At 39.0% G+C, this 21807-nt stretch carries 34 protein-coding genes; 2 read left to right on the top strand and 32 right to left on the bottom strand.

What is annotated here, in order from left to right:
- Position 1: 1 nt before the first annotated feature.
- The 4 genes from OA84_RS01770 to paaZ form a co-directional block, all read right to left on the bottom strand.
- Positions 2 to 718: an SDR family NAD(P)-dependent oxidoreductase gene (locus OA84_RS01770; protein ID WP_039341474.1), complete on the bottom strand. Its 717-nt coding sequence runs from the start codon at positions 716 to 718 to the stop codon at positions 2 to 4.
- Between the two features lie 11 nt (positions 719 to 729).
- A complete protein-coding gene (locus OA84_RS01775; RefSeq protein WP_039341477.1) occupies positions 730 to 1497 on the bottom strand; it encodes an enoyl-CoA hydratase/isomerase family protein in 768 nt (255 codons plus the stop codon).
- Complete coding sequence (locus OA84_RS01780) at positions 1494 to 2186, bottom strand: SMUG2 DNA glycosylase family protein (protein WP_039342633.1); 693 nt, start codon at positions 2184 to 2186, stop codon at positions 1494 to 1496. Before OA84_RS01780 ends, OA84_RS01775 begins: the two co-directional genes overlap by 4 nt.
- A gap of 103 nt (positions 2187 to 2289) precedes the next feature.
- Complete coding sequence (gene paaZ / locus OA84_RS01785; RefSeq protein WP_039341480.1) at positions 2290 to 4782, bottom strand: phenylacetic acid degradation bifunctional protein PaaZ; 2493 nt, start codon at positions 4780 to 4782, stop codon at positions 2290 to 2292.
- Between the two features lie 259 nt (positions 4783 to 5041).
- Here paaZ and OA84_RS11585 point away from each other — a divergent pair, with 259 nt between their 5' ends.
- On the top strand, positions 5042 to 5176 hold the full coding sequence (locus OA84_RS11585) for a hypothetical protein (RefSeq protein ID WP_262493298.1): 135 nt from the start codon (positions 5042 to 5044) through the stop codon (positions 5174 to 5176).
- A 163-nt stretch (positions 5177 to 5339) separates the two neighbouring features.
- Here OA84_RS11585 and OA84_RS01790 read toward each other — a convergent pair whose 3' ends face one another.
- Both OA84_RS01790 and eno read right to left on the bottom strand, forming a co-directional pair.
- Positions 5340 to 6626 (bottom strand): citrate synthase, encoded by a 1287-nt coding sequence (locus tag OA84_RS01790; protein ID WP_039342634.1) that lies wholly within the window; start codon positions 6624 to 6626, stop codon positions 5340 to 5342.
- A 78-nt stretch (positions 6627 to 6704) separates the two neighbouring features.
- The gene (eno, locus tag OA84_RS01795; protein WP_039341483.1) at positions 6705 to 8000 is read right to left on the bottom strand and encodes a phosphopyruvate hydratase; all 1296 of its coding nucleotides are present in this window, start codon (positions 7998 to 8000) and stop codon (positions 6705 to 6707) included.
- A gap of 172 nt (positions 8001 to 8172) precedes the next feature.
- Here eno and OA84_RS01800 point away from each other — a divergent pair, with 172 nt between their 5' ends.
- On the top strand, positions 8173 to 8589 hold the full coding sequence (locus OA84_RS01800; RefSeq protein WP_039341487.1) for a hypothetical protein: 417 nt from the start codon (positions 8173 to 8175) through the stop codon (positions 8587 to 8589).
- Positions 8590 to 9084: 495 nt separating this feature from the next.
- On the opposite strand, the gene rplQ is transcribed toward OA84_RS01800, so the two are convergent.
- The 26 genes from rplQ to rplW form a co-directional block, all read right to left on the bottom strand.
- Complete coding sequence (rplQ, locus tag OA84_RS01810; RefSeq protein ID WP_039341493.1) at positions 9085 to 9615, bottom strand: 50S ribosomal protein L17; 531 nt, start codon at positions 9613 to 9615, stop codon at positions 9085 to 9087.
- A gap of 6 nt (positions 9616 to 9621) precedes the next feature.
- Entirely contained in the window at positions 9622 to 10617 is a 996-nt protein-coding gene (locus tag OA84_RS01815; RefSeq protein ID WP_039341496.1) for a DNA-directed RNA polymerase subunit alpha, read from the bottom strand.
- A gap of 33 nt (positions 10618 to 10650) precedes the next feature.
- On the bottom strand, positions 10651 to 11259 hold the full coding sequence (rpsD, locus tag OA84_RS01820; protein WP_039341498.1) for a 30S ribosomal protein S4: 609 nt from the start codon (positions 11257 to 11259) through the stop codon (positions 10651 to 10653).
- 77 nt (positions 11260 to 11336) lie between these two features.
- A complete protein-coding gene (gene rpsK, locus OA84_RS01825; protein ID WP_027376638.1) occupies positions 11337 to 11726 on the bottom strand; it encodes a 30S ribosomal protein S11 in 390 nt (129 codons plus the stop codon).
- 12 nt (positions 11727 to 11738) lie between these two features.
- Complete coding sequence (rpsM, locus tag OA84_RS01830) at positions 11739 to 12116, bottom strand: 30S ribosomal protein S13 (RefSeq protein WP_039341509.1); 378 nt, start codon at positions 12114 to 12116, stop codon at positions 11739 to 11741.
- 9 nt (positions 12117 to 12125) lie between these two features.
- Positions 12126 to 12242, bottom strand: a complete 117-nt coding sequence (gene rpmJ, locus OA84_RS11310) for a 50S ribosomal protein L36 (protein ID WP_007839480.1) — start codon at positions 12240 to 12242, stop codon at positions 12126 to 12128.
- Positions 12243 to 12378: 136 nt separating this feature from the next.
- Positions 12379 to 12594, bottom strand: a complete 216-nt coding sequence (infA, locus tag OA84_RS01835) for a translation initiation factor IF-1 (RefSeq protein ID WP_031503426.1) — start codon at positions 12592 to 12594, stop codon at positions 12379 to 12381.
- A gap of 8 nt (positions 12595 to 12602) precedes the next feature.
- Positions 12603 to 13985 carry a preprotein translocase subunit SecY gene (secY, locus tag OA84_RS01840; RefSeq protein ID WP_039341517.1) on the bottom strand — a complete coding sequence of 461 codons (1383 nt, stop codon included), beginning with the start codon at positions 13983 to 13985 and terminating at the stop codon, positions 12603 to 12605.
- A gap of 8 nt (positions 13986 to 13993) precedes the next feature.
- The gene (gene rplO / locus OA84_RS01845; protein WP_039341520.1) at positions 13994 to 14440 is read right to left on the bottom strand and encodes a 50S ribosomal protein L15; all 447 of its coding nucleotides are present in this window, start codon (positions 14438 to 14440) and stop codon (positions 13994 to 13996) included.
- Between the two features lie 74 nt (positions 14441 to 14514).
- Positions 14515 to 14691: a 50S ribosomal protein L30 gene (rpmD, locus tag OA84_RS01850; RefSeq protein WP_039341523.1), complete on the bottom strand. Its 177-nt coding sequence runs from the start codon at positions 14689 to 14691 to the stop codon at positions 14515 to 14517.
- A gap of 10 nt (positions 14692 to 14701) precedes the next feature.
- Positions 14702 to 15223, bottom strand: coding sequence for a 30S ribosomal protein S5 (gene rpsE / locus OA84_RS01855; RefSeq protein ID WP_039341526.1), 522 nt, complete (start codon positions 15221 to 15223; stop codon positions 14702 to 14704).
- 18 nt (positions 15224 to 15241) lie between these two features.
- Positions 15242 to 15589 carry a 50S ribosomal protein L18 gene (rplR, locus tag OA84_RS01860; RefSeq protein ID WP_039341529.1) on the bottom strand — a complete coding sequence of 116 codons (348 nt, stop codon included), beginning with the start codon at positions 15587 to 15589 and terminating at the stop codon, positions 15242 to 15244.
- Between the two features lie 17 nt (positions 15590 to 15606).
- The gene (rplF, locus tag OA84_RS01865) at positions 15607 to 16152 is read right to left on the bottom strand and encodes a 50S ribosomal protein L6 (protein ID WP_039341533.1); all 546 of its coding nucleotides are present in this window, start codon (positions 16150 to 16152) and stop codon (positions 15607 to 15609) included.
- 17 nt (positions 16153 to 16169) lie between these two features.
- Entirely contained in the window at positions 16170 to 16568 is a 399-nt protein-coding gene (gene rpsH, locus OA84_RS01870; RefSeq protein WP_039341536.1) for a 30S ribosomal protein S8, read from the bottom strand.
- 116 nt (positions 16569 to 16684) lie between these two features.
- Positions 16685 to 16954 (bottom strand): 30S ribosomal protein S14, encoded by a 270-nt coding sequence (rpsN, locus tag OA84_RS01875; RefSeq protein WP_039341538.1) that lies wholly within the window; start codon positions 16952 to 16954, stop codon positions 16685 to 16687.
- A 4-nt stretch (positions 16955 to 16958) separates the two neighbouring features.
- Positions 16959 to 17510 (bottom strand): 50S ribosomal protein L5, encoded by a 552-nt coding sequence (rplE, locus tag OA84_RS01880; protein ID WP_039341540.1) that lies wholly within the window; start codon positions 17508 to 17510, stop codon positions 16959 to 16961.
- A 10-nt stretch (positions 17511 to 17520) separates the two neighbouring features.
- Positions 17521 to 17847: a 50S ribosomal protein L24 gene (rplX, locus tag OA84_RS01885; RefSeq protein ID WP_039341543.1), complete on the bottom strand. Its 327-nt coding sequence runs from the start codon at positions 17845 to 17847 to the stop codon at positions 17521 to 17523.
- Positions 17848 to 17865: 18 nt separating this feature from the next.
- Positions 17866 to 18234 carry a 50S ribosomal protein L14 gene (gene rplN / locus OA84_RS01890; protein WP_039341546.1) on the bottom strand — a complete coding sequence of 123 codons (369 nt, stop codon included), beginning with the start codon at positions 18232 to 18234 and terminating at the stop codon, positions 17866 to 17868.
- Positions 18234 to 18491, bottom strand: a complete 258-nt coding sequence (gene rpsQ, locus OA84_RS01895) for a 30S ribosomal protein S17 (protein ID WP_088263399.1) — start codon at positions 18489 to 18491, stop codon at positions 18234 to 18236. Before rpsQ ends, rplN begins: the two co-directional genes overlap by 1 nt.
- Positions 18492 to 18503: 12 nt before the next feature.
- Positions 18504 to 18692, bottom strand: a complete 189-nt coding sequence (rpmC, locus tag OA84_RS01900; protein WP_039341555.1) for a 50S ribosomal protein L29 — start codon at positions 18690 to 18692, stop codon at positions 18504 to 18506.
- Between the two features lie 10 nt (positions 18693 to 18702).
- The gene (gene rplP / locus OA84_RS01905; RefSeq protein WP_039341558.1) at positions 18703 to 19128 is read right to left on the bottom strand and encodes a 50S ribosomal protein L16; all 426 of its coding nucleotides are present in this window, start codon (positions 19126 to 19128) and stop codon (positions 18703 to 18705) included.
- 113 nt (positions 19129 to 19241) lie between these two features.
- Entirely contained in the window at positions 19242 to 19985 is a 744-nt protein-coding gene (gene rpsC / locus OA84_RS01910; protein ID WP_039341561.1) for a 30S ribosomal protein S3, read from the bottom strand.
- A 7-nt stretch (positions 19986 to 19992) separates the two neighbouring features.
- Entirely contained in the window at positions 19993 to 20394 is a 402-nt protein-coding gene (gene rplV, locus OA84_RS01915) for a 50S ribosomal protein L22 (RefSeq protein WP_039341563.1), read from the bottom strand.
- 2 nt (positions 20395 to 20396) lie between these two features.
- Positions 20397 to 20675 carry a 30S ribosomal protein S19 gene (gene rpsS / locus OA84_RS01920; RefSeq protein WP_039341565.1) on the bottom strand — a complete coding sequence of 93 codons (279 nt, stop codon included), beginning with the start codon at positions 20673 to 20675 and terminating at the stop codon, positions 20397 to 20399.
- A gap of 2 nt (positions 20676 to 20677) precedes the next feature.
- Positions 20678 to 21499: a 50S ribosomal protein L2 gene (gene rplB / locus OA84_RS01925; protein WP_039341569.1), complete on the bottom strand. Its 822-nt coding sequence runs from the start codon at positions 21497 to 21499 to the stop codon at positions 20678 to 20680.
- An 18-nt stretch (positions 21500 to 21517) separates the two neighbouring features.
- Complete coding sequence (gene rplW, locus OA84_RS01930) at positions 21518 to 21805, bottom strand: 50S ribosomal protein L23 (protein ID WP_039341572.1); 288 nt, start codon at positions 21803 to 21805, stop codon at positions 21518 to 21520.
- Positions 21806 to 21807 lie beyond the last annotated feature (2 nt).

A 21807-nucleotide genomic window follows, 5' to 3' on the forward strand; every position in this document is an offset into this window, starting at 1 on the left:
ATTATGGCAATTTAGCCACGAATTTTTCGGGTAAAATTTTCAGAATAAAAAAGATCATTTTCCACTTCCAGTTCGGGACGATGGTGAACGAATTTCCGGCGCTCACGATATGTTCCGCGACGTAGTCAGGTTCCATTAATAAAGATTTATTCAGCGCTAAACCGGCATTTATTTTCGTGTTGATGTAACCGCTCACCAGAACATTTACGGTGATTTTCCGAGCTGATAATTCCTGTCTCAATCCAGCAAGATAAGTGGTAAAAGCCGCTTTTGTACTTCCGTAAATATAATTGCTTTTGCGTCCACGCACTCCCGAAAGCGATGATAAACCGATGATTCTTTCGAGATTTTTGTTGGTTTTGTCTGTCGCAATAATATTTAAAATAGAAACCGCGCCCATATAATTTACTTCCATCATGCGTTTTGCGCTTTCAAAATCGTGAAGCGCCTTTTCATTTTCAACCAAAAAACCGGCAGCATAAATTACGATGTGCGGTTTGGTAGAAAGTTCCGCATAAAATTTTTGGTGTGAAGAAAAATTCGCAGCATCGAAAAAAACAATTTGAACATTGTTTTCCAAATGATTTTCCTCCACATATATTCTCAGTGAATCCAAATCACGAGAAGCTGCTAGAATGGAAAAACCGCGCGCAACATATCGCAGGATACATTGCTTTGCGACATCGGAATTCGCTCCGAGAATGAGAACGGTTTTCATGAAAAAAATGCCTATTTAGCGCGTAATTTTTCTTTGATGGCTTCGATATTTTTCTTGGCAGAATCTTCGAGAATTAAGCTGGCACTCATGTGAATTCTTTCGGGCATTAAATTTTCGAAATGTTCGGTTCCTTCCCACGAAACTTTTTTAATTAAAGCTAATGCGTCGCTACTTCTTTGCGAAAGTTTTTCTAAAAAAAGGTGAAGCTGCGCATCCATTTCTGTTATATTTTCAGAAACTGAATGATAAACATCATGTTTTTCGCACCATTCAGCGCTACGGAAATCCGCATCAATTGACATTGCCGAATAAGCCGATTTACCGATTTTTCTTTCAACATACGGTCCGATTACAAAGGGACCGATACCTAAATTGAGTTCCGTTAAAGCCATCGCTGAATCTTTTGTGGCAAAGCAATAATCTGCCGCACATGCAATTCCGACGCCGCCGCCAGTTGTTTTTCCCTGAACGCGCACCACAACGATTTTACCGCAATGTCGCATGGCATTCAGCACTTTTGCAAAACCGCCGAAAAATGTTTTTGAGGTTTCCAGCTCTTCAATCGACAGCAATTCATCGAAACTTGCGCCTGCACAAAATGCTTTTTCACCTTCTGATTTTAAAAGAATTGCCTTTACATTTTCATCTTTTCCGCATTCTAAAATCGTTCGAGCGAGTTTCTCTAAAATTTCACCCGGTAAAGAATTACTTTTTGGTGTTCCAAAGGTGATTTCGGCAATATTATTTTTGATTTCGTGATTTACAAATCCGTTGTTCATTGTTTGTTATTTAATGCAATTATGTATTTGTCGATGTAGTGCTGTTTTTCTTTGCTTTTGTATTGCTGGATATAGCGCGGATGTTCAAGCACCGTCAGACGGTCAAAAAAGTGGTTTTCAGCATTTAATTTTTCGATAAAAGTAGCGTTTTTCTTGCCGAGAATGAAAACTTCTGAAGTATCCAAACCCAGATCGATGTGACTTTTTATGCTCTCAATCATAAATTTTTTGACGGCTAAAAAGAGGGGTTTTTCGTCATAATAATTCGCATTCAGCGAACCTCGAGGTGTGCGGCGAGTAATTGCAAGCGGAAAAGGTGAATTAATGTAAAACTCGCTGTAAAATTTTTCCGGACCACCGTACTGTTGAATAACATCATAAAGAAAAACCGAAGAAATCTCGTGGGTGTGCGCTGATTTCATTTCGATGCCACAAATGCTTTCAAGCCGCTTTGTATCGGTAAATGGCACGCCTGTAACGCCCGCACCATGACGGCTTGGATTAATGCCGATAATAAATTTCCGGTGGTTGACGTCGTTATAAAACTTGCTGTAAAAACTGGTCATCACTGTCAACGTTTCTTCGTTACCAAAAAACGGATTGAGCACATCAAATCCGTCCGGAAGCTCGCCCCCATAATGCAATGTTTTATTAAAGTCGACTACTTTTTCGCCAAAAGTTTTTTGCATAATGGCTAATTTTTTTGTTACACCTACTTGGTTTCTACGGATTACTACCATTGAAGCTCAAGATTCCACTGATAACGTTCCTACGGAACTTCACACTCGGATCCTATACCAACCCAAACTGTTCGAAATGGTGCGTTACATGTTTTTGGTGAAATAGCTCCATCATTTCTTTATTCAGCATGCCGAAAACAAAATGAAGATGTTCTGCTTCCGGATTTTCGCGGTAATATATCTGATAATTTTTTACAGATTCCAGGAAATGCGTTTTCGCTTCGTCGAGGTTTTTATATTTCAAAGCTGGTAATTTGCCATCTTCGAGGAAAGGTGCCGGGAAATCTTTCGGCATCTTTCGGAAATTATAAAGCGAATCCTGATATTTTTCCAAATGTTCTTCGGGCGTTTTACACTCTCTGGTTTCAAGCTCACCAATGCTGTATTTCATTGTAGATTCAAGATGTTCGAGCATTTCCTGCGCTGTCATTCTGCCCCACAGAGGCAGAGATTTTTCGGTTAAATTGTTCAGTCTTTTTGTAAAATCTTTGTAATCGATTTTAATGAAAGGTGATTTTTTTGCCACTAAAGTTAAAATTGTTGCGACACACACCACTTCTTCGCGCTGATTCACTACTTCTACGAGCCATTTTACCACGCCACTCGGGACATTGCGTCCTTTCACTCCCTTGTTGATTTTTTCTTTCGCCGTCAGGTAAACGGTAATGGTATCACCCGCGTAAACCGGTTTGAAGAAACTCGCGTTTTCCAGGCCGTAGTTGGCGATGACGGGACCTTTTTTTCCGGAAACAAATAAACCTGCAGCAGCTGAAAGAATGAAATAGCCGTGCGCCACGGTTTTGTCGAAAATGGTGCCGTTCAAAGAAGTTGCATCGGTGTGGGCATAGAAATGATCCCAGGAAACATTAGAAAAATTTACGATGTCGGCTTCAGTAACTGTTCTGCCAGCGGTTTCGAGAGAATCACCGATTTCCACTTCTTCAAAATAGCTGCGGAACGGATGTTTTTCAGAATATTTTTTTTCGGCTCCAGGCTGATAAATTTTGGTAATTGCGGTTAAAATATCTGGCGAACCTTGGATTGCCGTTTTTTGAAGGAAGAAATGAAGGCCGTTCAAGCCACCCATTTCTTCACCGCCGCCAGCGCGTCCGGGACCGCCGTGCATCAATGTCGGTAAAGGCGAACCGTGGCCTGTAGATTCTTTAGCGTTATCGCGGTTTAAAACGAAAATGCGGCCGTGTGAAGATCCCATTTTCCAGGAAGTTTTGGCGACGAACTTTTCATCGTGAGAAATAATGGAACCGACCAAACTGCCTTTTCCGCGTTTTGCCAAAGCGGCTGCTTCTTCGGAATCTCTGTACGGCATCAATGTGGAAACCGGACCGAACGCTTCGACTTCATGTGAAATATTTTTTTCAAAGGGTTTATCGTTGTAGAACACTTTTGGAGACATAAACGCGCCGTTTTCATAATCAGCGTCAACCAATTCATGCTTGCCGTCGTAAATAAGTTCGGTTTCAGCTCTTAATAAATTAATTTTTTCCTGTAAAACAGCCATTTCTTTTTTACCAACGATGGAACCCATGCGGGTTTCGCGGCTTAAAGGATTTCCGATTTTGGTTTGGTCTAAAGCTTTGCTTAAAGCATTTTGAACATCCCCAACCAAATTTTCCGGTACGATGATTCTGCGGATCGCGGTACATTTTTGTCCGGCTTTTGTGGTCATTTCTGTGCGAACTTCTTTGATGAACAGATCGAATTCCGGTGTGCCGGGTTTTGCGTCGAGGCCGAGAATTGAACAGTTCAAAGAATCTGCTTCCATATTAAAACGCACGGCATTTTTGGAAACTGAAGGTAAAGATTTTAGCTTTTTTCCCGTAGAAGCGGAACCCGTGAACAAAACAGAATCACCGTCCTGAACATAATCCAGGATATTTCCCGGTTCGCCACAAACGAGCTGAATTGCGCCTTCAGGCAGAATTCCGCTTTCTATCATATCCTGGAAAACCGCGTTCGTCAGGTAAGAACCCGGAGTTGCAGGTTTTACGATACTCGGAACGCCGGCTAAAAGGGAGGTGGAAAGCTTTTCCATCATTCCCCAAACGGGGAAATTATACGCGTTAATCTGCACCGAAACGCCTTCGCTTGGCGTGAGAATATGGGTGCCGAGGAAAGTTCCGTTGGCGGAAATTTTCTGTGTATCGCCATCTACCCAAAACGGTGTATTTGGCAACATGCGTTTTGCCAAACCGGAATAAGTGAAAAAAGTACCAAAACCACCTTCAATATCCACCCAGGAATCTGCATGCGTTGCGCCGGTTTTATAAGAAAGATCATAATATTTCTTTTTCCTTTCGAGTAAGTACAATGCTAATTTTTTCAGCATTTCGCCACGATCGTAGAAAGTCATAGAAGACAAGTTTTTGTAACCGACTGTTCTGCCGTAATCCAGCGCCTGCTCGAAATCGATTCCTTCAGTGTCGGAAATGGCGACGAGTTCGCCGTTTACTGCATTGTATAGTGGAATGTCGTTTCCGGAACCTACGATCCACTGGCCGCTGATATAATTTTTTAGTTTCGTCATTTTGGTTAAAATGGTGTTTTATAATTTAGAAAAATTTCCCCTTTTAAGGGCAAATTTTTTGGTTTTGAATGTTCAAAAAAAAACCGCCTTTTAGCCGGTAAAATCTGAAAATTAAAACCATTGTTATTGAAATGGGAAATTACGAATTTTATTATTTACAGGCGGAGAAGAAAAAAGGAAAAAGGAAAAAGGAAAAAGGAGAAAGAAAAAGTTGATGGTTGATAGTGGATAGTTGATAGCGAAAAGAAAACTAAAAAAAATGCCGAAACTGCTGCAAGAAAATTTTGTTTTGATGAAGATATTTTTGGAGATGCGGGAATTGCGCCCCGGATGGAACGGCCTGTTTGAGCTCTTTTTTGGCGGCGGCTGCGCCGCCGCCAAAAAAAGCGAGTAGTGACAGCTGGCAATGGCGCCCAAAAGAGATTAGAAAAGAGAAAAGAGAAAGACTAAAACTGAAAACTGAAACAAGAAAAGCGAAAAGCGAAAAAATGCCGAAATAAGGGCAAAAAAAATCCCTCGCAATAAAATTGCGGGGGAAATTGCTATATTTTCTTGATTTATCTTGCGTTCATCGGTACGTAATCGCGGGCACTTTCTCCCTGATAAACCTGTCTCGGACGCCCGATTGGGTCGTTGTGCAAACGCATTTCTTTCCATTGGGAAATCCAGCCCGGAAGTCTGCCTAAAGCAAACATTACGGTGAACATTTCGGTTGGGATTCCTAAAGCACGATAAATGATACCGGAATAGAAATCTACGTTTGGATAGAGTTTTCTGCTTACGAAATACTCGTCTTCCAAAGCTACACGCTCTAACTGCATCGCGATATCAAGCGCTTTGTCTTCAACTCCGAGAGAAGTTAAAATATTGTCAGCTGCTTTTTTAATGATGCGCGCTCGCGGATCAAAGTTTTTGTAAACGCGATGTCCGAAGCCCATCAAACGGAAATTATCGTCTTTATTTTTGGCTTTTTCTACATATTTTGCAACGTCGCCGCCGTCTTGCTCGATCATTTCAAGCATCTCTATCACCGCTTGGTTTGCGCCACCGTGAAGTGGTCCCCAAAGTGCAGAAATACCGGCAGAAACCGAAGCAAACAATCCAGTGTGTGCGGAACCTACCATTCTTACCGTTGAGGTAGAACAGTTTTGCTCATGATCCGCATGTAAGATTAAAAGTTTTTCTAAAGCATCAACTACAACCGGATCCAACTCGAATTCCTGGTTTGGACGACGGAAACACATTTTGTAGAAATTCTCTACATAGTTTAAGCTATCATCACCATGGTTGATTGGCAGACCCATTTTCTTACGGTATGTCCAAGCACAAAGGTGAGAGAATTTCGCGATCAACATTTCTGCTGCGTGGTCCATATCTTCTTTGGAATTCACGTCTACAGCTTTTGGATTAAAAGCGGTAAGTGCAGAAGTAAGTGAAGATAAAACACCCATAGGATGCGCGGAACGAGGGAAAACATCGATTAATCTTTTCATTTCATCAGCGACGAAATTGTATTTTTTGATGCCTTTTTCGAAACCGTTGAACTGGTCTGCTGTTGGTAAATTACCGTTCAGCAAAAGATACATTACTTCGGTAAAATTAGATTTTTCCGCAATCTGGTCGATTGGATAACCGCGGTAATACAATTCGCCGTTGTCACCATCCAGATAAGTAATGTCGCTTAAAGTAGCGCCCGTGTTTTTATATCCTAAGTCTAAAGTAATTAACCCGGTTTGGTCTCTTAATTTAGAAATATCAATTCCTCTGTCACCAATGGTGCTATCAATGATCGGATATTCGTAAGAATTGCCGTCATAGTTTAAGACAACTTTATTATCTGCCATTTTTAATTTATTTTTTACTAATTTATGAATATTGAAAGGAAAACACAAAAGATTTTCGGCGTTCCCAATTTATTTTGTCTATAATCTGTTTATTTTAAAAGCTGATAAACCCGGGAAAATTGCGGTTTCACCTAAAGCCCCTTCAATGCGGAGCAATTGGTTATATTTCGCCATTCTATCGGAGCGTGAAGCGGAACCGGTTTTTATCTGACCGCAATTCATAGCAACTGCTAAATCTGCAATGGTAGAATCTTCGGTTTCACCGGAACGGTGAGACATTACGGAAGTGTAACGGTTGTGCTGCGCCATTTGAACCGCTGCCATGGTTTCGGAAAGTGAGCCAATCTGGTTTACTTTTACCAAAATTGAATTGGCAATGCCTTCTTCAATTCCGCGGGAAAGTCTTTCAACATTGGTTACGAATAAATCATCGCCGACAAGCTGCACGCGGTCGCCTATTTTGTCTGTAAGCATTTTCCAACCTTCCCAATCGTCTTCGTGCATACCGTCTTCGATGGAAATAATCGGGTATTTATTTGCTAAATCTGTTAAGAAATTTACCTGCTCGCTTCTGCTGAAATGCGCAGATTCCGGAGTTTCGAATTTTCGGTAATCGTACATTCCGTCTTTGTAAAATTCGGAAGACGCACAATCTAAAGCAAACATAATATCATCGCCCACTTTATAACCCGCTTTTTCTACGGCTTGGGAAAGCGTGTCTAAAGCATCTTCAGTTCCTTTAAATTTCGGTGCAAAACCACCTTCGTCACCAACAGCTGTTGATAATCCGCGGCCGTGCAAAATCGATTTTAAACTGTGGAAAATTTCGGTGCCTTTTCGAAGTGAATCAGAAAAAGATTCAGCTTTTACCGGCATAATCATGAATTCCTGGAAAGCAATTGGTGCATCGGAGTGCGAACCACCATTAATTACATTCATCATCGGAACCGGAAGTGTATTTGCGTTAACACCGCCAACGTATTTGTAAAGCGGCATGCGCAGTTCTGTCGCCGCAGCTTTTGCAGCAGCAAGTGACACACCCAAAATGGCATTTGCGCCTAAATTTCCTTTATTTTTCGTGCCGTCCAAATCAATCATAATCTGATCGATGAAATTCTGGTCTGTTACCGGCATTCCGATTAATTCCGGAGCGATGACTTCTCTTACATTTTCTACCGCCTTCAGCACGCCTTTTCCAAGGTAAGGAGCGCCACCGTCGCGCAATTCAACAGCTTCATGTTCGCCGGTAGAAGCGCCGGATGGAACAGCTGCCCTGCCCATCGCACCACTTTCGGTAAAAACATCGACCTCGATGGTTGGGTTTCCACGGGAATCTAAAATCTGTCGGGCTTCAATGTAAGAAATGTAACTCATCTTAATTTTTTTAATATTTTAATGTAAGACAAATTTAGTTAAAATTGAGGGAAACATCGCGTGCGTAAACCTGATTTTAATATGCTTACCGTTAAAATTTAGTTAATTCTAAGTCTTTGAAGCAAATTAAAAATGGATTCTTTAAATTTGAGTTAATACAATGCAAAATACTATGAAAAAACTACTATTAACCGCGGCGGGCGGCGCTTTGCTGATGGCGACGAGCTGCACGAAAAATGCGGAAGGAAATACAAGTGTAATCAAAGACGATAACGGCGCGATAACCATTCCGGTTGATACTACGGTTGCTAAAACGAATGGCGCCGGTGACAGCACGACCGCGGACCAATATACTGACCGGTATGTGGCGGAAGACGGAAGTTCTGCTTTGGTGACTTTTAAAAATGGCTCGGACAAAACCATCAGCATCCAGAGCAATAACAAAACGATTTCGGCGCCGCAGAAAGAATCAAACGCAGAACGTAGTGTATATGGAAACTATGACATTGAAATTGTGGTGAAAAATGACAGCGTGACGATTACGCAGGGAAATAATGTCATCAGGCTTCGGAAAGCGAAAGGTGAGTAGAATTTAAAAAGTGAAAAAAAGCAGCTTTTATCGGGAAATTTTTTATAAATTTTCAAAGAAATAGGTTGCCACGAATGCACGAATTTACTTGGGATTAAATCGGAAAAATATGCTGTTAAAAGTGCAATTTTTTGAAAAGTTTACAAAAGGGAAAAGTGCTACGAATGCACGGATTAGATTTTATTTAGAGAAGAAAAAATATGCCGGTAAAGCGGCTAATTTTTTGGAAATATCAATGGAAAAAAATATCCCGCAGAATTCGCAGATTTTCCCGGAAACGCATTAATTCAAAATGGAAAAAAAATGCCGAATTAACGGCTATTTTTTTGGAAATCGTAATGCGAACATGCCACGAATGCACGAATTTTCGGAAGAAGGGGAAATTAGAAAAATATGCCGATAAAAGGGCAAATTTTTAAAACGACAGTTGAGGCGAAAATTAAAAAGCCGCTCAAAATAAATTGAGCGGCTTTTTTTGGGGAATTATCTAACTGACTAATCAGTTTTGTTATCTGATGATTGTGCGGCTTCGCCGGTAGTTTCTTCAGATTTCGTTTCGTCTTGTGCAGGAGTTTCTTTTACTTCAGCAACAGTTTCTGCAGCTTTTGGAGTTGCTCTTCTGCTTCTTCTTGTAACTTTTTTCTCTTCTGCATTCGGGTTGTAAAGTTCGTTGAAATCTACAAGCTCGATCATTGCCATATCAGCTGCATCACCTTGTCTGAAACCAGTTTTGATGATTCTGGTGTAACCACCATTTCTTTCTGCAATTTTAGGAGCAATTGTTCTGAAAAGTTCAGTAACTGCTTCTTTGCTTTGCAGGTAAGCGAAAACTGTTCTTCTGTTATGTGTTGTATCTTCTTTAGCTTTGGTTAAGATAGGCTCAACATACACGCGCAAAGCTTTTGCTTTTGCAACGGTGGTGTTGATTCTTTTATGCTCAATAAGAGAACAAGCCATATTAGAAAGCAAAGCACTTCTGTGCGAAGCTGTTCTAGATAAGTGATTGAATTTTTTACCGTGTCTCATTGTTTGTTATTTATCAGCGTCTAATTTATATTTAGCAACGTCGAAACCGAAGTTAAGACCTTTTGCATGCACTAATTCTTCTAATTCTGTTAAGGATTTTTTACCGAAATTTCTGAATTTCATCAAATCAGACTTTGTATAAGAAACCAGTTCTCCTAAAGTTTCCACTTCAGCAGCTTTCAAGCAGTTTAGTGCTCTTACAGACAGATCCATATCTACCAATTTGGATTTCAGGAGTTGTCTTGTATGTAAAGTTTCTTCATCATACTGGATGGATGCTTTCACGGCTTCAGTTTCTAAAGTGATTCTCTCATCGGAGAACAACATGAAGTGATAAATTAATATCTTAGAAGCTTCTGTCAATGCATTTTGAGGACTGATGGAACCATCAGTTTCAATATCCAATACTAATTTTTCGTAGTCTGTTTTTTGCTCGACACGATAGTTTTCAACACTGTACTGAACTTTTTTGATCGGTGTGAAGATAGAGTCAATCGCAATGGTTCCGATTGGAGCGTTTGCGGATTTGTTCTGCTCGGACGGAACATAACCTCTACCTTTCTCAATATTGAATGTGATTTCAAATTTCACATCTTTATTGGCGGAACAGATTACCAAGTCAGGGTTCAAAACTTCGAATTCCTGCATTGTTTTTCCTAAATCACCGGCTGTAATTGTATTTTGACCAGATATTTTCGCGGTAACTGTTTCTGCAGAAGCAGTTTCAGTTTTAGCGCGAAGTCTTAATTGTTTCAGGTTCAGAATTACTTCTGTCACGTCTTCAATAACACCTGGGATCGTTGAAAATTCGTGCTCTACGCCTTCTATTTTGATAGATGTAATAGCATATCCTTCCAGAGAAGAAAGTAAAACTCTTCTCAAAGCATTACCGATGGTAAGACCAAATCCTGATTCTAACGGGCGAAATTCAAATTGCCCTTTGAACTCATCAGAATTAAGAAGTATTACTTTATCGGGTTTAATAAATGTTAAAATTGCCATATAATTAGGTTGAGCAAAAATTTGAAAAAATTATTATTTAGAGTAAAGTTCGACGATCAGTTGTTCTCTGATATCTTCCGGGATTTGGATTCTCTCCGGAGCTGATACGAAAGTACCTTCTTTTTTCTCGTCGTTAAATTGTAACCACTCGTAAGTTGATTTGTAAGCTAATGAATCAGCAATTACTTCAAGAGATTTAGATTTTTCTCTTACCGCAACTACATCTCCTGCTTTCAAGGAATACGATGGAATATTTACCAATTCTCCATTTACGGTAATGTGTCTGTGAGAAACCAATTGTCTTGCACCCGCTCTGGTTTTAGAATAACCTAATCTGTACACTACATTGTCTAATCTAGATTCACACAACTGTAAAAGAACTTCACCTGTTACGCCTTTTGCTCGGTTGGCTTTTTCATAAAGGTTTGCAAATTGTCTTTCTAAAATACCGTAGGTATATTTAGCTTTCTGCTTTTCCATTAACTGAACAGCATACTCAGACTTCTTTGATCCTCTTCTTTTGTTCACACCGTGTTGTCCCGGTGGTTGGTTTTTTCTTTTCTCGAAGCTTTTGTCGTCTCCGTAGATTGCAGCACCAAATTTTCTTGCAATCTTTGTTTTTGGTCCTATATATCTTGCCATATTTCTTAGATTTAAAGATTCAAGATTCAAGATTCAAGATTTAATCAATTGAATTTTAAATGTTGAATGTTGAATTATTATACTCTTCTTCTTTTTGGTGGTCTACATCCGTTGTGTGGCATTGGAGTCACATCTACGATTTCACTTACTTCAATTCCTGAATTGTGAATAGTTCTGATAGCAGATTCTCTACCTGCACCTGGACCTTTCACGTAAACCTTTACTCTGCGTAGCCCAGCATCGTGTGCTACTGTAGAGCAATTTTCTGCTGCCATTTGAGCTGCAAAAGGAGTATTCTTTTTCGAACCTCTGAATCCCATCTTTCCGGCAGATGCCCAAGAGATGACTTCTCCGCTTTTATTTGTTAAAGAAATGATGATATTGTTGAAAGTAGCTTGGATATGCGCCTCACCGATTGCTTCAACTTTAACTTTTCTTTTTTTAACTGCTTTAGTCTGTTTTGCCATAATTCTTACCGATTATTTACTTGCTTTTTTCTTGTTAGCAACCGTTTTTCTCTTTCCTTTTCGGGTTCTAGAATTGTTTTTTGTTCTTTGGCCTCTTAAAGGTAATCCCAGTCTGTGACGTATTCCTCGTTGGCAACCAATATCCATCAAGCGTTTGATGTTTATTTGAGTTTCAGAACGCAATTCACCTTCTACTTTAATGTTTTCGGTGATATAGTTTCTGATTAATGCCAATTCATCGTCATTCCATTCGTTGACTTTCTTGTCTTCGCTGATGCCGGCTGCTTTTAAGATTTCAGAAGAAGTACTTCTTCCAATCCCATAAATATAAGTTAAGCCGATAACGCCTCTTTTGTTCTTTGGTAAATCAATACCGGAAATTCTCGCCATAATTTAATTTTAGCCTTGTCTTTGTTTAAATTTTGGGTTCTTCTTGTTGATCACAAAAAGAACGCCCTTTCTGCGAACAATTTTGCAATCAGCACTTCTTTTTTTGATAGATGCTCTAACTTTCATTTTAAGTTTTCTATTTTAATTTTGCAACGGTTAAATGAGATCTTACGGAATCATTCCCATTTTGTTTAAATTATGAACTCCATAATTTCACAACTACAGATGTCCTCTTTTATATAAAGCTCAGCGGACGCTGAAATTAATATCTGAATGTAATTCTCCCCTTAGATAAATCATAAGGAGATAATTCTAATTTTACCTTGTCGCCAGGTAATAATTTAATGTAATGCATACGCATTTTGCCGGAAATGTGCGCGATAAGTACGTGCCCGTTTTCCAGTTCAACGCGAAACTGCGCGTTCGAAAGTGCTTCCGTAATCACGCCGTCCTGTTCAATATGTTTCTGTTTAGCCATTAATAAATTTACTGGTTGGTTGTTGTTCTGGATAATTTAGACTGCATTAAACCATCATAATGATGATTCAACAAATACGTATTGATCTGTTGTACAGTGTCTAAGATTACCCCGACCATAATTAAAAGCGACGTGCCACCGAAAAACAGGGCAAACCGATCGGTCTGAACAAACGCTCCATACACAAGTGCTGGAAGGACTGCAAAGATAGCTAAAAACAACGAACCTGGCAAAGTAATTTTGGACAAAATATCATCCAGATAATCAGCGGTTTCCTTCCCAGGTCTAACCTTAGGAATCAAGCCACCATTTCTCTTTAAATCGTCCGCCATCTGATTCACTGGAATCGTAATTGCGGTATAGAAAAATGAGAAAATAATGATCAAAATTGCAAACAAAACATTGTACTGCCAACTGAAGACATTTTTGAATCCGGCTAAGAAAGTATTAGATTCATCAACCTTGGTTAATAATCCAGGCACAAACATCAGCGCTTGCGCGAAGATAATTGGCATTACTCCTGAAGCATTTACTTTAAGCGGAATCCACTGACGTGCCCCCTGCATCAAGTTTCGGTTCACACCGCCTCTGGCCTGCGCTCTGCTTACATACTGAATTGGAATTTTTCTTACAGCGACCGACAGTACGATTGCCAATAGAACTACAACCATCCAGAATAAAACTTCAATCAGAATCATAATGGTACCAAAACCACCTTTACCTGTTTGGGTTGCAACTTCCTGAATAAAAGCTCCCGGAAAGTCAGCTAAAATCCCTACCATAATTAAGATAGAAATACCGTTTCCGATACCTTTGTCGGTGATTTTTTCACCTAACCACATGGCGAATACAGAACCCGCAACCAATATTACGATACTTGGCAACCAGAACATGATAGACTGCGGATGCACATAGTAAGCTGAAGCGAACTGCGCATGAGGCAGGAACATCTGTGTGATTGAAGTAAGATAAGAAGGTGCTTGTACCAAACAAACTGCAATTGTTAACCATCTTGTAATTTGGTTCAGGGTATTTCTACCGCTTTCCCCATCTTTCTGCAATTTCTGTAGATATGGTATTGCCATACCCATCAACTGCACAATAATGGAAGCGGAGATATAAGGCATAATTCCGAGTGCCATAATTGACGCCCGGCTGAATGCTCCACCTGTAAAAGAAGAAAGCAACCCAAGAAGTCCTGCTCCCTGTTTGTTGCCTCCCTGATCTTTATAAATATCCAAAAGATTTCCTACTTCTGCCATGTTAATAGCTGGTAAGGAAATATAAGATGCGAATCTATACACGAGGACGATACCGAGAGTAAAAAGTATTTTATCTCTCAATTCCTTAAGACTCCAAATGTTTTTTAGTGTTTGTATAAATTCTTTCATGGGTAATATTAAAGAGTAATTGCTTTACCTCCTGCTTTAGAAATAGCTTCTTCAGCAGATTTAGTGAATTTGTGTGCAGAAACTGAAACTCCTGATTTCAATTCACCTCTACCCATAATTTTTACAATCTCGTTTTTCTTTGCCAAGCCATTTTCTACCAAAACTTCTTGTGTAATTTCAGTGATACTTTTGGTATCTGCTAAAATCTGAAGTGTATCGATATTAATACCTCGGTACTCTTTTCTGTTGATATTGTTGAAACCGAATTTCGGTAATCTTCTTTGTAACGGCATTTGCCCCCCTTCGAAACCAATTTTCTGTGAATAACCAGCTCTTGCCTGCTGACCATTGTGACCTTTCCCGGCTGTACCACCTTTACCACTACCTTGTCCTCTTCCGATTCTTTTTGTGCTGTGAGTAGAACCTGCTGCAGGTCTAATATTATTTAAATTCATTATTATTTAGATTTGAGATGTTAAGATAAGAGATAAGAGACTTTAAAAAAAAGCCTCTTTCCCGGCACTTTTTTCTATTTTACCACTACTACAAGGTGACTGATCGCCGATACCATTCCTAAGATAGAAGGAGTAGCTTCGTGCTCAACTACTTGGTGAAGTTTTTTTAATCCTAATGCTTCAAGCGTTCTCTTTTGAGTTTTGGTTCTCCCAATAGCGCTTTTTACTTGTTTTACTTGAATTTTTGCCATTGTTATTTTATTAACCGTTAAACACTTTATCTAATGAAATACCTCTCGCTTTAGCAATTTCTTCTGGTCTTCTGATGTCCAATAATGCTTTGAAAGTAGCTTTCACAACATTATGTGGGTTTGAAGAACCTTTGGATTTTGAAAGAATATCTTTAATACCCGCAGCTTCTACTACCATACGCACAGTTCCACCAGCGATTACACCGGTACCGTGAGTTGCAGGTCTTAAAAAGATATCTGCACCACCGTATCTTGCGGAAGTTTGGTGAGGAATTGTATGATTAATTACCGGTACTTTTACCAAATTTTTCTTAGCATCTTCTACTGCTTTTGCAATAGCGGAAGCAACCTCTTTAGATTTTCCCAAACCGAAACCTACAGTTCCAGCTTCATCTCCTACAACCACGATTGCAGAGAAACCGAAAGCTCTACCTCCTTTGGTTACTTTCGTAACTCTGTTTACTGAAACGAGACGATCTTTAAGTTCTAATCCTCCCGGTTTTACTTTTTCTATATTATCTAGTCCTAACATATTTCCGAAATTTAATGATTAGAATTTTAGTCCGCCTTCTCTTGCGCCATCAGCCAGAGCTTTCACTCTACCGTGGTACACGAATCCGTTTCTGTCGAACACTATATTTTCAATTCCTGCAGCTTTGGCTTTTTCAGCGATTGCTTTACCAACTTCTGCGGAGATTTCTGTTTTGTTTCCTTTCGCGTTCAATCCTCTTGAAGAAGCTGAAGCTAAAGTTTTACCGTCTTTATCATCGATCAATTGCGCGTAAATCTCTTTATTGCTTTTGTAAACAGATAATCTTGGTAATTCAGCAGAGCCAGAGATTTTCCCTCTTACTCTTCTTTTAATTCTATTTCTTTTTTCTACTTTGCTTAGTGCCATGTTCTTAAGTTTTAAAATTAAGCAGATTTACCAGCTTTACGTCTTACAATTTCTCCAACGAATCTTACCCCTTTTCCTTTATATGGCTCTGGTTTTCTGAAAGATCTGATCTTTGCAGCTACCATACCTAATAATTGTTTGTCGAATGACGTTAAAGTAATTACAGGGTTTTTACCTTTTTCAGATAATGTTTCTACCACAATTTCTTTAGGAAGATCCAATACAATTCCGTGTGAGAATCCCAAAGCTAAATCTAATCTGTTACCTTGATTAGAAGCTCTGTATCCTACCCCTACAAGCTCAAGTTTTTTAGTCCACCCTTCGGCAGTACCCTGAACCATATTGTTGATTAACGCTCTATAAAGACCGTGTAATGCTTTATGTTGCTTTGATTCCGACGGTCTGTCTAACGTAAGTATTCCGTCTTCCTGTTTTAGAGTGATTCCTTCGCTTAACTGCTGTGTAAGTTCGCCTTTTGGACCTTTCACAGTTACCAGACCGTCTTTCTCGGTTACGGTAACATTAGCGGGAATTTCTATAATTGATTTACCAATTCTTGACATTTTCCTTTGATTATTTATTAATAAACATAGCAGATTACCTCTCCACCAACTTTTTCCTGTCTGGCTTTTTTATCTGTCATCACTCCACGAGAAGTTGAGATAATAGCCACGCCCAAACCGTTCAATACTCTTGGAAGTTCAGCTGAACCTTTGTATTGTCTTAAACCTGGTCTTGAAGCTCTTTGAATGCTTTTAATAACAGGTTTGTTGGTTAGTTTGTCGTACTTTAAAGCGATTTTGATATTTCCCTGTACAGCGTTGTCTTCGAACTTGTAGTTCAAAATAAAGCCCTGTTCAAACAAAATTTTTGTAATCTCCTTTTTAATTTTCGATGCAGGAATATCCACCACTTTGTGGCCTGCGCTTTGTGCGTTCCTTACTCTGGTTAGGAAATCTGAAATTGGATCTGTTACCATTTTTCTATTTTAATTATTGGTTTGTGATAAACAGTTTTCTTAATGCTGTATGCGATACGCTTTAGCTATAGGCTAACAGCATTAAGAACTTATTTATCTCGATTGTTCTAAATTTATTACCAACTTGCTTTTTTCACTCCCGGGATAAGACCTTTGTTGGCCATTTCTCTGAAAGTTACTCTGGAAAGACCGAATGTTCTCATGTAACCTCTTGGTCTTCCTGTTAATTTACATCTGTTGTGTAGTCTTACTGGCGAAGCATCTTTTGGCAATAATTGCAAACCTGCATAATCTCCGGCTTCTTTCAAAGCTTTTCTTTTTTCTGCATATTTTGCTACCGTAGCTTCTCTTTTGCGCTCACGCGCTTTCATTGATTCTTTAGCCATCTTTTTAGTTCTTTTTGAAAGGTAAACCGAAGTGAGTTAGTAATGATTTGGCTTCTTTGTCAGTTTTCGCAGAAGTTACGAAAGTAATGTCCATCCCCTGGATTTTTTTCACTTTGTCAATTGCGATTTCCGGGAAGATAATCTGCTCGGTAATACCCAAGTTATAATTACCTCTTCCGTCGAAACCGTCAGCTTTGATACCGTTGAAATCACGGATTCGTGGTAAAGCTGAAGAGCTTAATCGGTCTAAGAACTCATACATTTGGTCAGCTCTTAAAGTTACTCTGGCACCTACCGGCATACCTTTTCTTAATTTGAAAGCTGCTTCATCTTTCTTAGAAATAGTTCCAACTGCTTTTTGTCCGGTGATTGCTGTAAGTTCTTCGATTGCATAGTCAACAATTTTCTTGTCAGCTGTTGCAGCTCCCAAACCTTGTGAAACAACGATCTTTAGTAATTTAGGAACCTGCATAACAGATTTATACCCAAATTCTTCCATCATTGCAGGAACAATTTTCTCTTTATATTGTTGTTTTGGTCTTGCTATATATTCCATCGTCGTTTAATTATAAAGTTTCACCGGTTGATTTCGCAACTCTTACTTTTTTATCACCCTCCATTTTAGATCCGGTCTTAGTGCCTTTACCGTTTTTGTCGGTAAGCATTACGTTGGAAATATGAATTGATGCTTCTTTCTCTACAATTCCGCCCTGTGGATTTCCTGCTGATGGTTTGGTATGTTTTTTAACGATATTTAAACCTGCAACAATTACTCTGGCGTCTTTGCCTTCTTTACGGATCACTTCAATAACTTCACCGGTTTTACCTTTGATTTCTTTTCTTCCGGTAGTGATGATTACGTTATCTCCTCTTTTGATTTTTAACTTTGTCATTTTTTGTAAATTTTAAAATTAAAGTACTTCAGGAGCTAATGAAATGACTTTCATATATTCTTTATCTCTCAGTTCACGTGCAACAGGACCGAAAACACGGGTTCCTCTCATTTCGCCGGCAGCGTTTAAAAGAACACAAGCATTGTCATCGAATTTGATGTATGAACCATCTTTTCTACGTACTGCTTTCTTAGTTCTTACCACTACTGCTTTAGAAACAGTTCCTTTTTTAGCCTGTCCTTGTGGCGTAGAATCTTTGATAGTAACTACGATCTTATCACCAACTGAAGCATATCTTCTTCTGGTTCCTCCCAGAACTCTGATTACAAGTACTTCTTTGGCACCTGTGTTATCAGCAACTTTTAATCTTGATTCGGTTTGTAACATTACTTAGCTTTTTCAATGATTCTTACTAATCTCCATCTTTTACTTTTACTTAAAGGTCTAGTTTCTGTAATTAAAACTGTATCGCCTTCAGTACACTCGTTATTTTCATCGTGAGCGGTATATTTTTTCGTTTTAAGAACGAATTTCCCATACATTGGGTGCTTTACTCTGGTGGTTTCACTTACAACAATGGTCTTTTCCATTTTATTGCTGGAAACAATTCCAATTCTTTCTTTTCTTAAATTTCTATCCATGATAAAATGAAATTCTTATTGTTGTTTTAGTGTTAATTCAGTTTCCAGACGCGCGATATTTCTTCTCAGGTCTTTGATCTGAATAGGATTTTCAATAGGGCTAATGCTGTGAGATAATTTCATTTTATTGAAATCTGCTCTTGCTTCAGCCAGTTTATTTTGAATATCTCCTGCGCTAAGATTTTTGATGTCAGCTTTTTTCATTTCTTAAAGATTATTGAGGTTGAACAAAATCGTTAGCCACTACAAATTTTGTAGTAATAGGAAGTTTTTGAGCTGCAAGACGAAGTGCTTCTTTAGCAATATCGTAAGGAACTCCACCTACTTCAAACATAATTTTACCAGGTTTTACTACAGATACCCAATATTCCACAGCACCTTTACCTTTACCCATCCTTACTTCGGCTGGTTTTTTGGTAATTGGCTTATCCGGGAAAATCTTGATCCATAACTGACCCTCTCTTTTCATATATCTTGTAGCAGCAATACGCGCTGCTTCAATTTGTCTTGCAGTAATCCAAGCACCTTCATTTGCTTTGATCCCGAAAGTTCCGTATGCAAGTTGACTGCCTCTTTGAGCAATCCCCTTCATTTTCATCTTGTGAACTTTACGGAATTTGGTTCTTTTTGGTTGTAACATAATCTATTTAGATATTAGATGTTAGATTTGAGATGTTAGATGAAAAAATTAAAATACAGTTCTTGTAACGGAAGTTCTAATTGCTAATTTCTATCTTCTAACCTCTAATTAAATTATTTTCTGTCTCTTGGTCTACGGTCGTCTCTGTCTCTTCTGTCATTACGATCGTTACGGTCTCCTCTACCTGCAGGTCCTTTTTTCTGTTGTCCTACCAGTGGGCTAAGGTCTCTTTTTCCGTAAACTTCGCCTTTCATGATCCAAACTTTTACGCCTAATTTCCCGTACTGAGTAAGTGCTTCACCGATATGATAATCGATATCCGCACGGAAAGTTGACAATGGGATTCTTCCGTCTTTGAAAGATTCGCTTCTTGCCATCTCAGCACCGTTTAAACGACCGGAGATCTGAACCTTAATTCCTTCAGCTCCCATTCTCATGGTACTTTGAATTGCCATTTTCACGGCTCTTCTATAAGAAATTCTATTTTCGATTTGTTTTGCAATGCTGTCTGCAACTAAAACTGCATCAAGTTCCGGTCTTTTGATTTCGAAGATATTGATCTGGATATCTTTATCCGTCAATTTTTTTAATTCTTCTTTTAATTTATCAACTTCCTGCCCTCCTTTACCGATGATTAAACCCGGTCTAGCGGTTGTAATTGTAATGGTTACCAATTTCAATGTTCTCTCTATGTAGATTCTTGAAATTCCACCTTTAGATAAACGAGCCTCAAGGTATCTTCTGATCTTGTAGTCTTCTGCGATTCTGTCTCCATAATCTTTACCACCATACCAGTTCGAATCCCATCCTCTGATGATACCTAATCTGTTACCAATTGGATTTGTCTTCTGTCCCATACCTTGATTATTTAGTTTCTTTATTACCTAAGATTAATGTAATGTGGTTTGATCTTTTTCTGATTCTGTGACCTCTACCTTGTGGCGCTGGTCTCAGTCTCTTCAACTGTCTTGCACTGTCTACAAAAATTTCTTTTACAACTAAGTTTGCTTCTTCGATGTCTGCACCCTCATTCTTTAACTGCCAGTTAGCCATTGCAGAAAGTAGTACTTTCTCTAATTTATTTGAAGCATCCTTCTTTGAATATTTAAGGATATATAAAGCCTTATCAACCTCTACACCTCTAATGATATCAGCAACTAATCTCATCTTTCTTGGCGAAGAAGGGCAATCGTTATGTAACGCTTTTGCTACGTCTTGGTTTGCTATTTTACGTGCTAATGCACTTTCTCTTTTTCTTGATCCCATGGTTATCTACCTCCTTTGTTTTTGTTACCGCCGTGACCTCTGAAAGATCTTGTCGGAGAAAATTCGCCTAACTTATGACCTACCATATTCTCAGTTACATAAACCGGGATAAAAGATTTCCCGTTGTGTACCGCGATGGTTTGTCCTACGAAGTCTGGAGAGATCATTGATGCTCTAGACCAAGTTTTGATTACTGTTTTCTTACCAGACTCTATATTTGTCTGAACCTTCTTATCTAAAGTGTGATGAATGAAAGGTCCTTTTTTAAGTGATCTTGACATAATTATTTTCTTTTAGATATGATATGACGGTTAGACGCTTTATTTTTCTTTCTGGTTTTGTAACCTTTAGCAGGCATACCATTTCTAGATCTTGGGTGACCTCCAGAAGATTTACCTTCACCACCTCCCATTGGGTGATCTACAGGGTTCATTACTACTGGTCTTGTTCTTGGTCTTCTTCCCAACCATCTGCTTCTACCTGCTTTACCGGAAACGGTTAGCTGGTGATCAGAGTTGGATACTGATCCAATCATCGCCATACATTCACCAAGAACCATTCTTGATTCTCCTGAAGGCAATTTGATGATTACATATTTCTTATCTCTTGAAGTTAACTGTGCCGATGAACCTGCACTTCTTGCCATAATTGCACCCTGACCAGGTTTCAATTCGATACAAGATATTACAGTTCCTAAAGGAATGTTTTTCAACTTCATTGCATTACCAACGTTTGGTTCTGCGGTTTCTGAGGAGATTACTTTCATATCTACCTTGATACCGTTCGGAGCGATGATATATCTCTTCTCTCCGTCTGTATATTCAACAAGTGCGATGAAAGCAGTTCTGTTTGGATCATACTCAACAGATTTTACCGTACCTTCAACATCAAACTTGTTTCTTTTGAAGTCGATAATTCTGTATTTTTGTTTGTGTCCACCTCCGGTGTAACGCATGGTCATTTTACCAGTATTGTTACGACCACCTGACTTACTAATACCAACTGTTAGAGATTTCTCTGGTTTGTTGGTAGTAATTTCCTCAAAGTTGTTTACAACTCTGAATCTCTGTCCCGGGGTGATAGGTTTTAATTTTCTAACAGACATTACTATTGTTTATATTAATTAATTTGCAAAAATATCTATCACTTCTCCTTCTGCAAGAGAAACGATGGCTTTTTTCAACTTGTTGGTTTTCCCAACCTGTAATCCTTTTTTCGTGTGTTTAGAAGAAACTTTAGGCGCATAAATCATGGTTCTAACGTCTGCTACTTTTACACCGTAAAGCTCTTCTACTGCCTTCTTAACCTGGATTTTATTCGCTTTAGTATTCACTAAAAAAGAATAAGCACCACGCAAATCAGTAAGATAGTTCGCTTTTTCTGAGATAATTGGTTTAATGATAACTGACATGA

It is taken from the genome of Kaistella solincola (assembly GCF_000812875.1).
Lineage (GTDB): Bacteria > Bacteroidota > Bacteroidia > Flavobacteriales > Weeksellaceae > Kaistella > Kaistella solincola.

What these genes read in the sequence shown, in the direction of transcription:
- OA84_RS01770 (WP_039341474.1), bottom strand. Translation starts at nt 718, where the DNA reads ATGAAAACCGTTCTCATTCTCGGAGCGAATTCCGATGTCGCAAAGCAA.
- OA84_RS01775 (WP_039341477.1), bottom strand. Translation starts at nt 1,497, where the DNA reads ATGAACAACGGATTTGTAAATCACGAAATCAAAAATAATATTGCCGAA.
- OA84_RS01780 (WP_039342633.1), bottom strand. Translation starts at nt 2,186, where the DNA reads ATGCAAAAAACTTTTGGCGAAAAAGTAGTCGACTTTAATAAAACATTG.
- paaZ (WP_039341480.1), bottom strand. Translation starts at nt 4,782, where the DNA reads ATGACGAAACTAAAAAATTATATCAGCGGCCAGTGGATCGTAGGTTCC.
- OA84_RS11585 (WP_262493298.1), top strand. Translation starts at nt 5,042, where the DNA reads ATGCCGAAACTGCTGCAAGAAAATTTTGTTTTGATGAAGATATTTTTG.
- OA84_RS01790 (WP_039342634.1), bottom strand. Translation starts at nt 6,626, where the DNA reads ATGGCAGATAATAAAGTTGTCTTAAACTATGACGGCAATTCTTACGAA.
- eno (WP_039341483.1), bottom strand. Translation starts at nt 8,000, where the DNA reads ATGAGTTACATTTCTTACATTGAAGCCCGACAGATTTTAGATTCCCGT.
- OA84_RS01800 (WP_039341487.1), top strand. Translation starts at nt 8,173, where the DNA reads ATGAAAAAACTACTATTAACCGCGGCGGGCGGCGCTTTGCTGATGGCG.
- rplQ (WP_039341493.1), bottom strand. Translation starts at nt 9,615, where the DNA reads ATGAGACACGGTAAAAAATTCAATCACTTATCTAGAACAGCTTCGCAC.
- OA84_RS01815 (WP_039341496.1), bottom strand. Translation starts at nt 10,617, where the DNA reads ATGGCAATTTTAACATTTATTAAACCCGATAAAGTAATACTTCTTAAT.
- rpsD (WP_039341498.1), bottom strand. Translation starts at nt 11,259, where the DNA reads ATGGCAAGATATATAGGACCAAAAACAAAGATTGCAAGAAAATTTGGT.
- rpsK (WP_027376638.1), bottom strand. Translation starts at nt 11,726, where the DNA reads ATGGCAAAACAGACTAAAGCAGTTAAAAAAAGAAAAGTTAAAGTTGAA.
- rpsM (WP_039341509.1), bottom strand. Translation starts at nt 12,116, where the DNA reads ATGGCGAGAATTTCCGGTATTGATTTACCAAAGAACAAAAGAGGCGTT.
- rpmJ (WP_007839480.1), bottom strand. Translation starts at nt 12,242, where the DNA reads ATGAAAGTTAGAGCATCTATCAAAAAAAGAAGTGCTGATTGCAAAATT.
- infA (WP_031503426.1), bottom strand. Translation starts at nt 12,594, where the DNA reads ATGGCTAAACAGAAACATATTGAACAGGACGGCGTGATTACGGAAGCA.
- secY (WP_039341517.1), bottom strand. Translation starts at nt 13,985, where the DNA reads ATGAAAGAATTTATACAAACACTAAAAAACATTTGGAGTCTTAAGGAA.
- rplO (WP_039341520.1), bottom strand. Translation starts at nt 14,440, where the DNA reads ATGAATTTAAATAATATTAGACCTGCAGCAGGTTCTACTCACAGCACA.
- rpmD (WP_039341523.1), bottom strand. Translation starts at nt 14,691, where the DNA reads ATGGCAAAAATTCAAGTAAAACAAGTAAAAAGCGCTATTGGGAGAACC.
- rpsE (WP_039341526.1), bottom strand. Translation starts at nt 15,223, where the DNA reads ATGTTAGGACTAGATAATATAGAAAAAGTAAAACCGGGAGGATTAGAA.
- rplR (WP_039341529.1), bottom strand. Translation starts at nt 15,589, where the DNA reads ATGGCACTAAGCAAAGTAGAAAAAAGAAATAGAATTAAAAGAAGAGTA.
- rplF (WP_039341533.1), bottom strand. Translation starts at nt 16,152, where the DNA reads ATGTCAAGAATTGGTAAATCAATTATAGAAATTCCCGCTAATGTTACC.
- rpsH (WP_039341536.1), bottom strand. Translation starts at nt 16,568, where the DNA reads ATGGTAACAGATCCAATTTCAGATTTCCTAACCAGAGTAAGGAACGCA.
- rpsN (WP_039341538.1), bottom strand. Translation starts at nt 16,954, where the DNA reads ATGGCTAAAGAATCAATGAAAGCGCGTGAGCGCAAAAGAGAAGCTACG.
- rplE (WP_039341540.1), bottom strand. Translation starts at nt 17,510, where the DNA reads ATGGAATATATAGCAAGACCAAAACAACAATATAAAGAGAAAATTGTT.
- rplX (WP_039341543.1), bottom strand. Translation starts at nt 17,847, where the DNA reads ATGACAAAGTTAAAAATCAAAAGAGGAGATAACGTAATCATCACTACC.
- rplN (WP_039341546.1), bottom strand. Translation starts at nt 18,234, where the DNA reads ATGTTACAAACCGAATCAAGATTAAAAGTTGCTGATAACACAGGTGCC.
- rpmC (WP_039341555.1), bottom strand. Translation starts at nt 18,692, where the DNA reads ATGAAAAAAGCTGACATCAAAAATCTTAGCGCAGGAGATATTCAAAAT.
- rplP (WP_039341558.1), bottom strand. Translation starts at nt 19,128, where the DNA reads ATGTTACAACCAAAAAGAACCAAATTCCGTAAAGTTCACAAGATGAAA.
- rpsC (WP_039341561.1), bottom strand. Translation starts at nt 19,985, where the DNA reads ATGGGACAGAAGACAAATCCAATTGGTAACAGATTAGGTATCATCAGA.
- rplV (WP_039341563.1), bottom strand. Translation starts at nt 20,394, where the DNA reads ATGGGATCAAGAAAAAGAGAAAGTGCATTAGCACGTAAAATAGCAAAC.
- rpsS (WP_039341565.1), bottom strand. Translation starts at nt 20,675, where the DNA reads ATGTCAAGATCACTTAAAAAAGGACCTTTCATTCATCACACTTTAGAT.
- rplB (WP_039341569.1), bottom strand. Translation starts at nt 21,499, where the DNA reads ATGTCTGTTAGAAAATTAAAACCTATCACCCCGGGACAGAGATTCAGA.
- rplW (WP_039341572.1), bottom strand. Translation starts at nt 21,805, where the DNA reads ATGTCAGTTATCATTAAACCAATTATCTCAGAAAAAGCGAACTATCTT.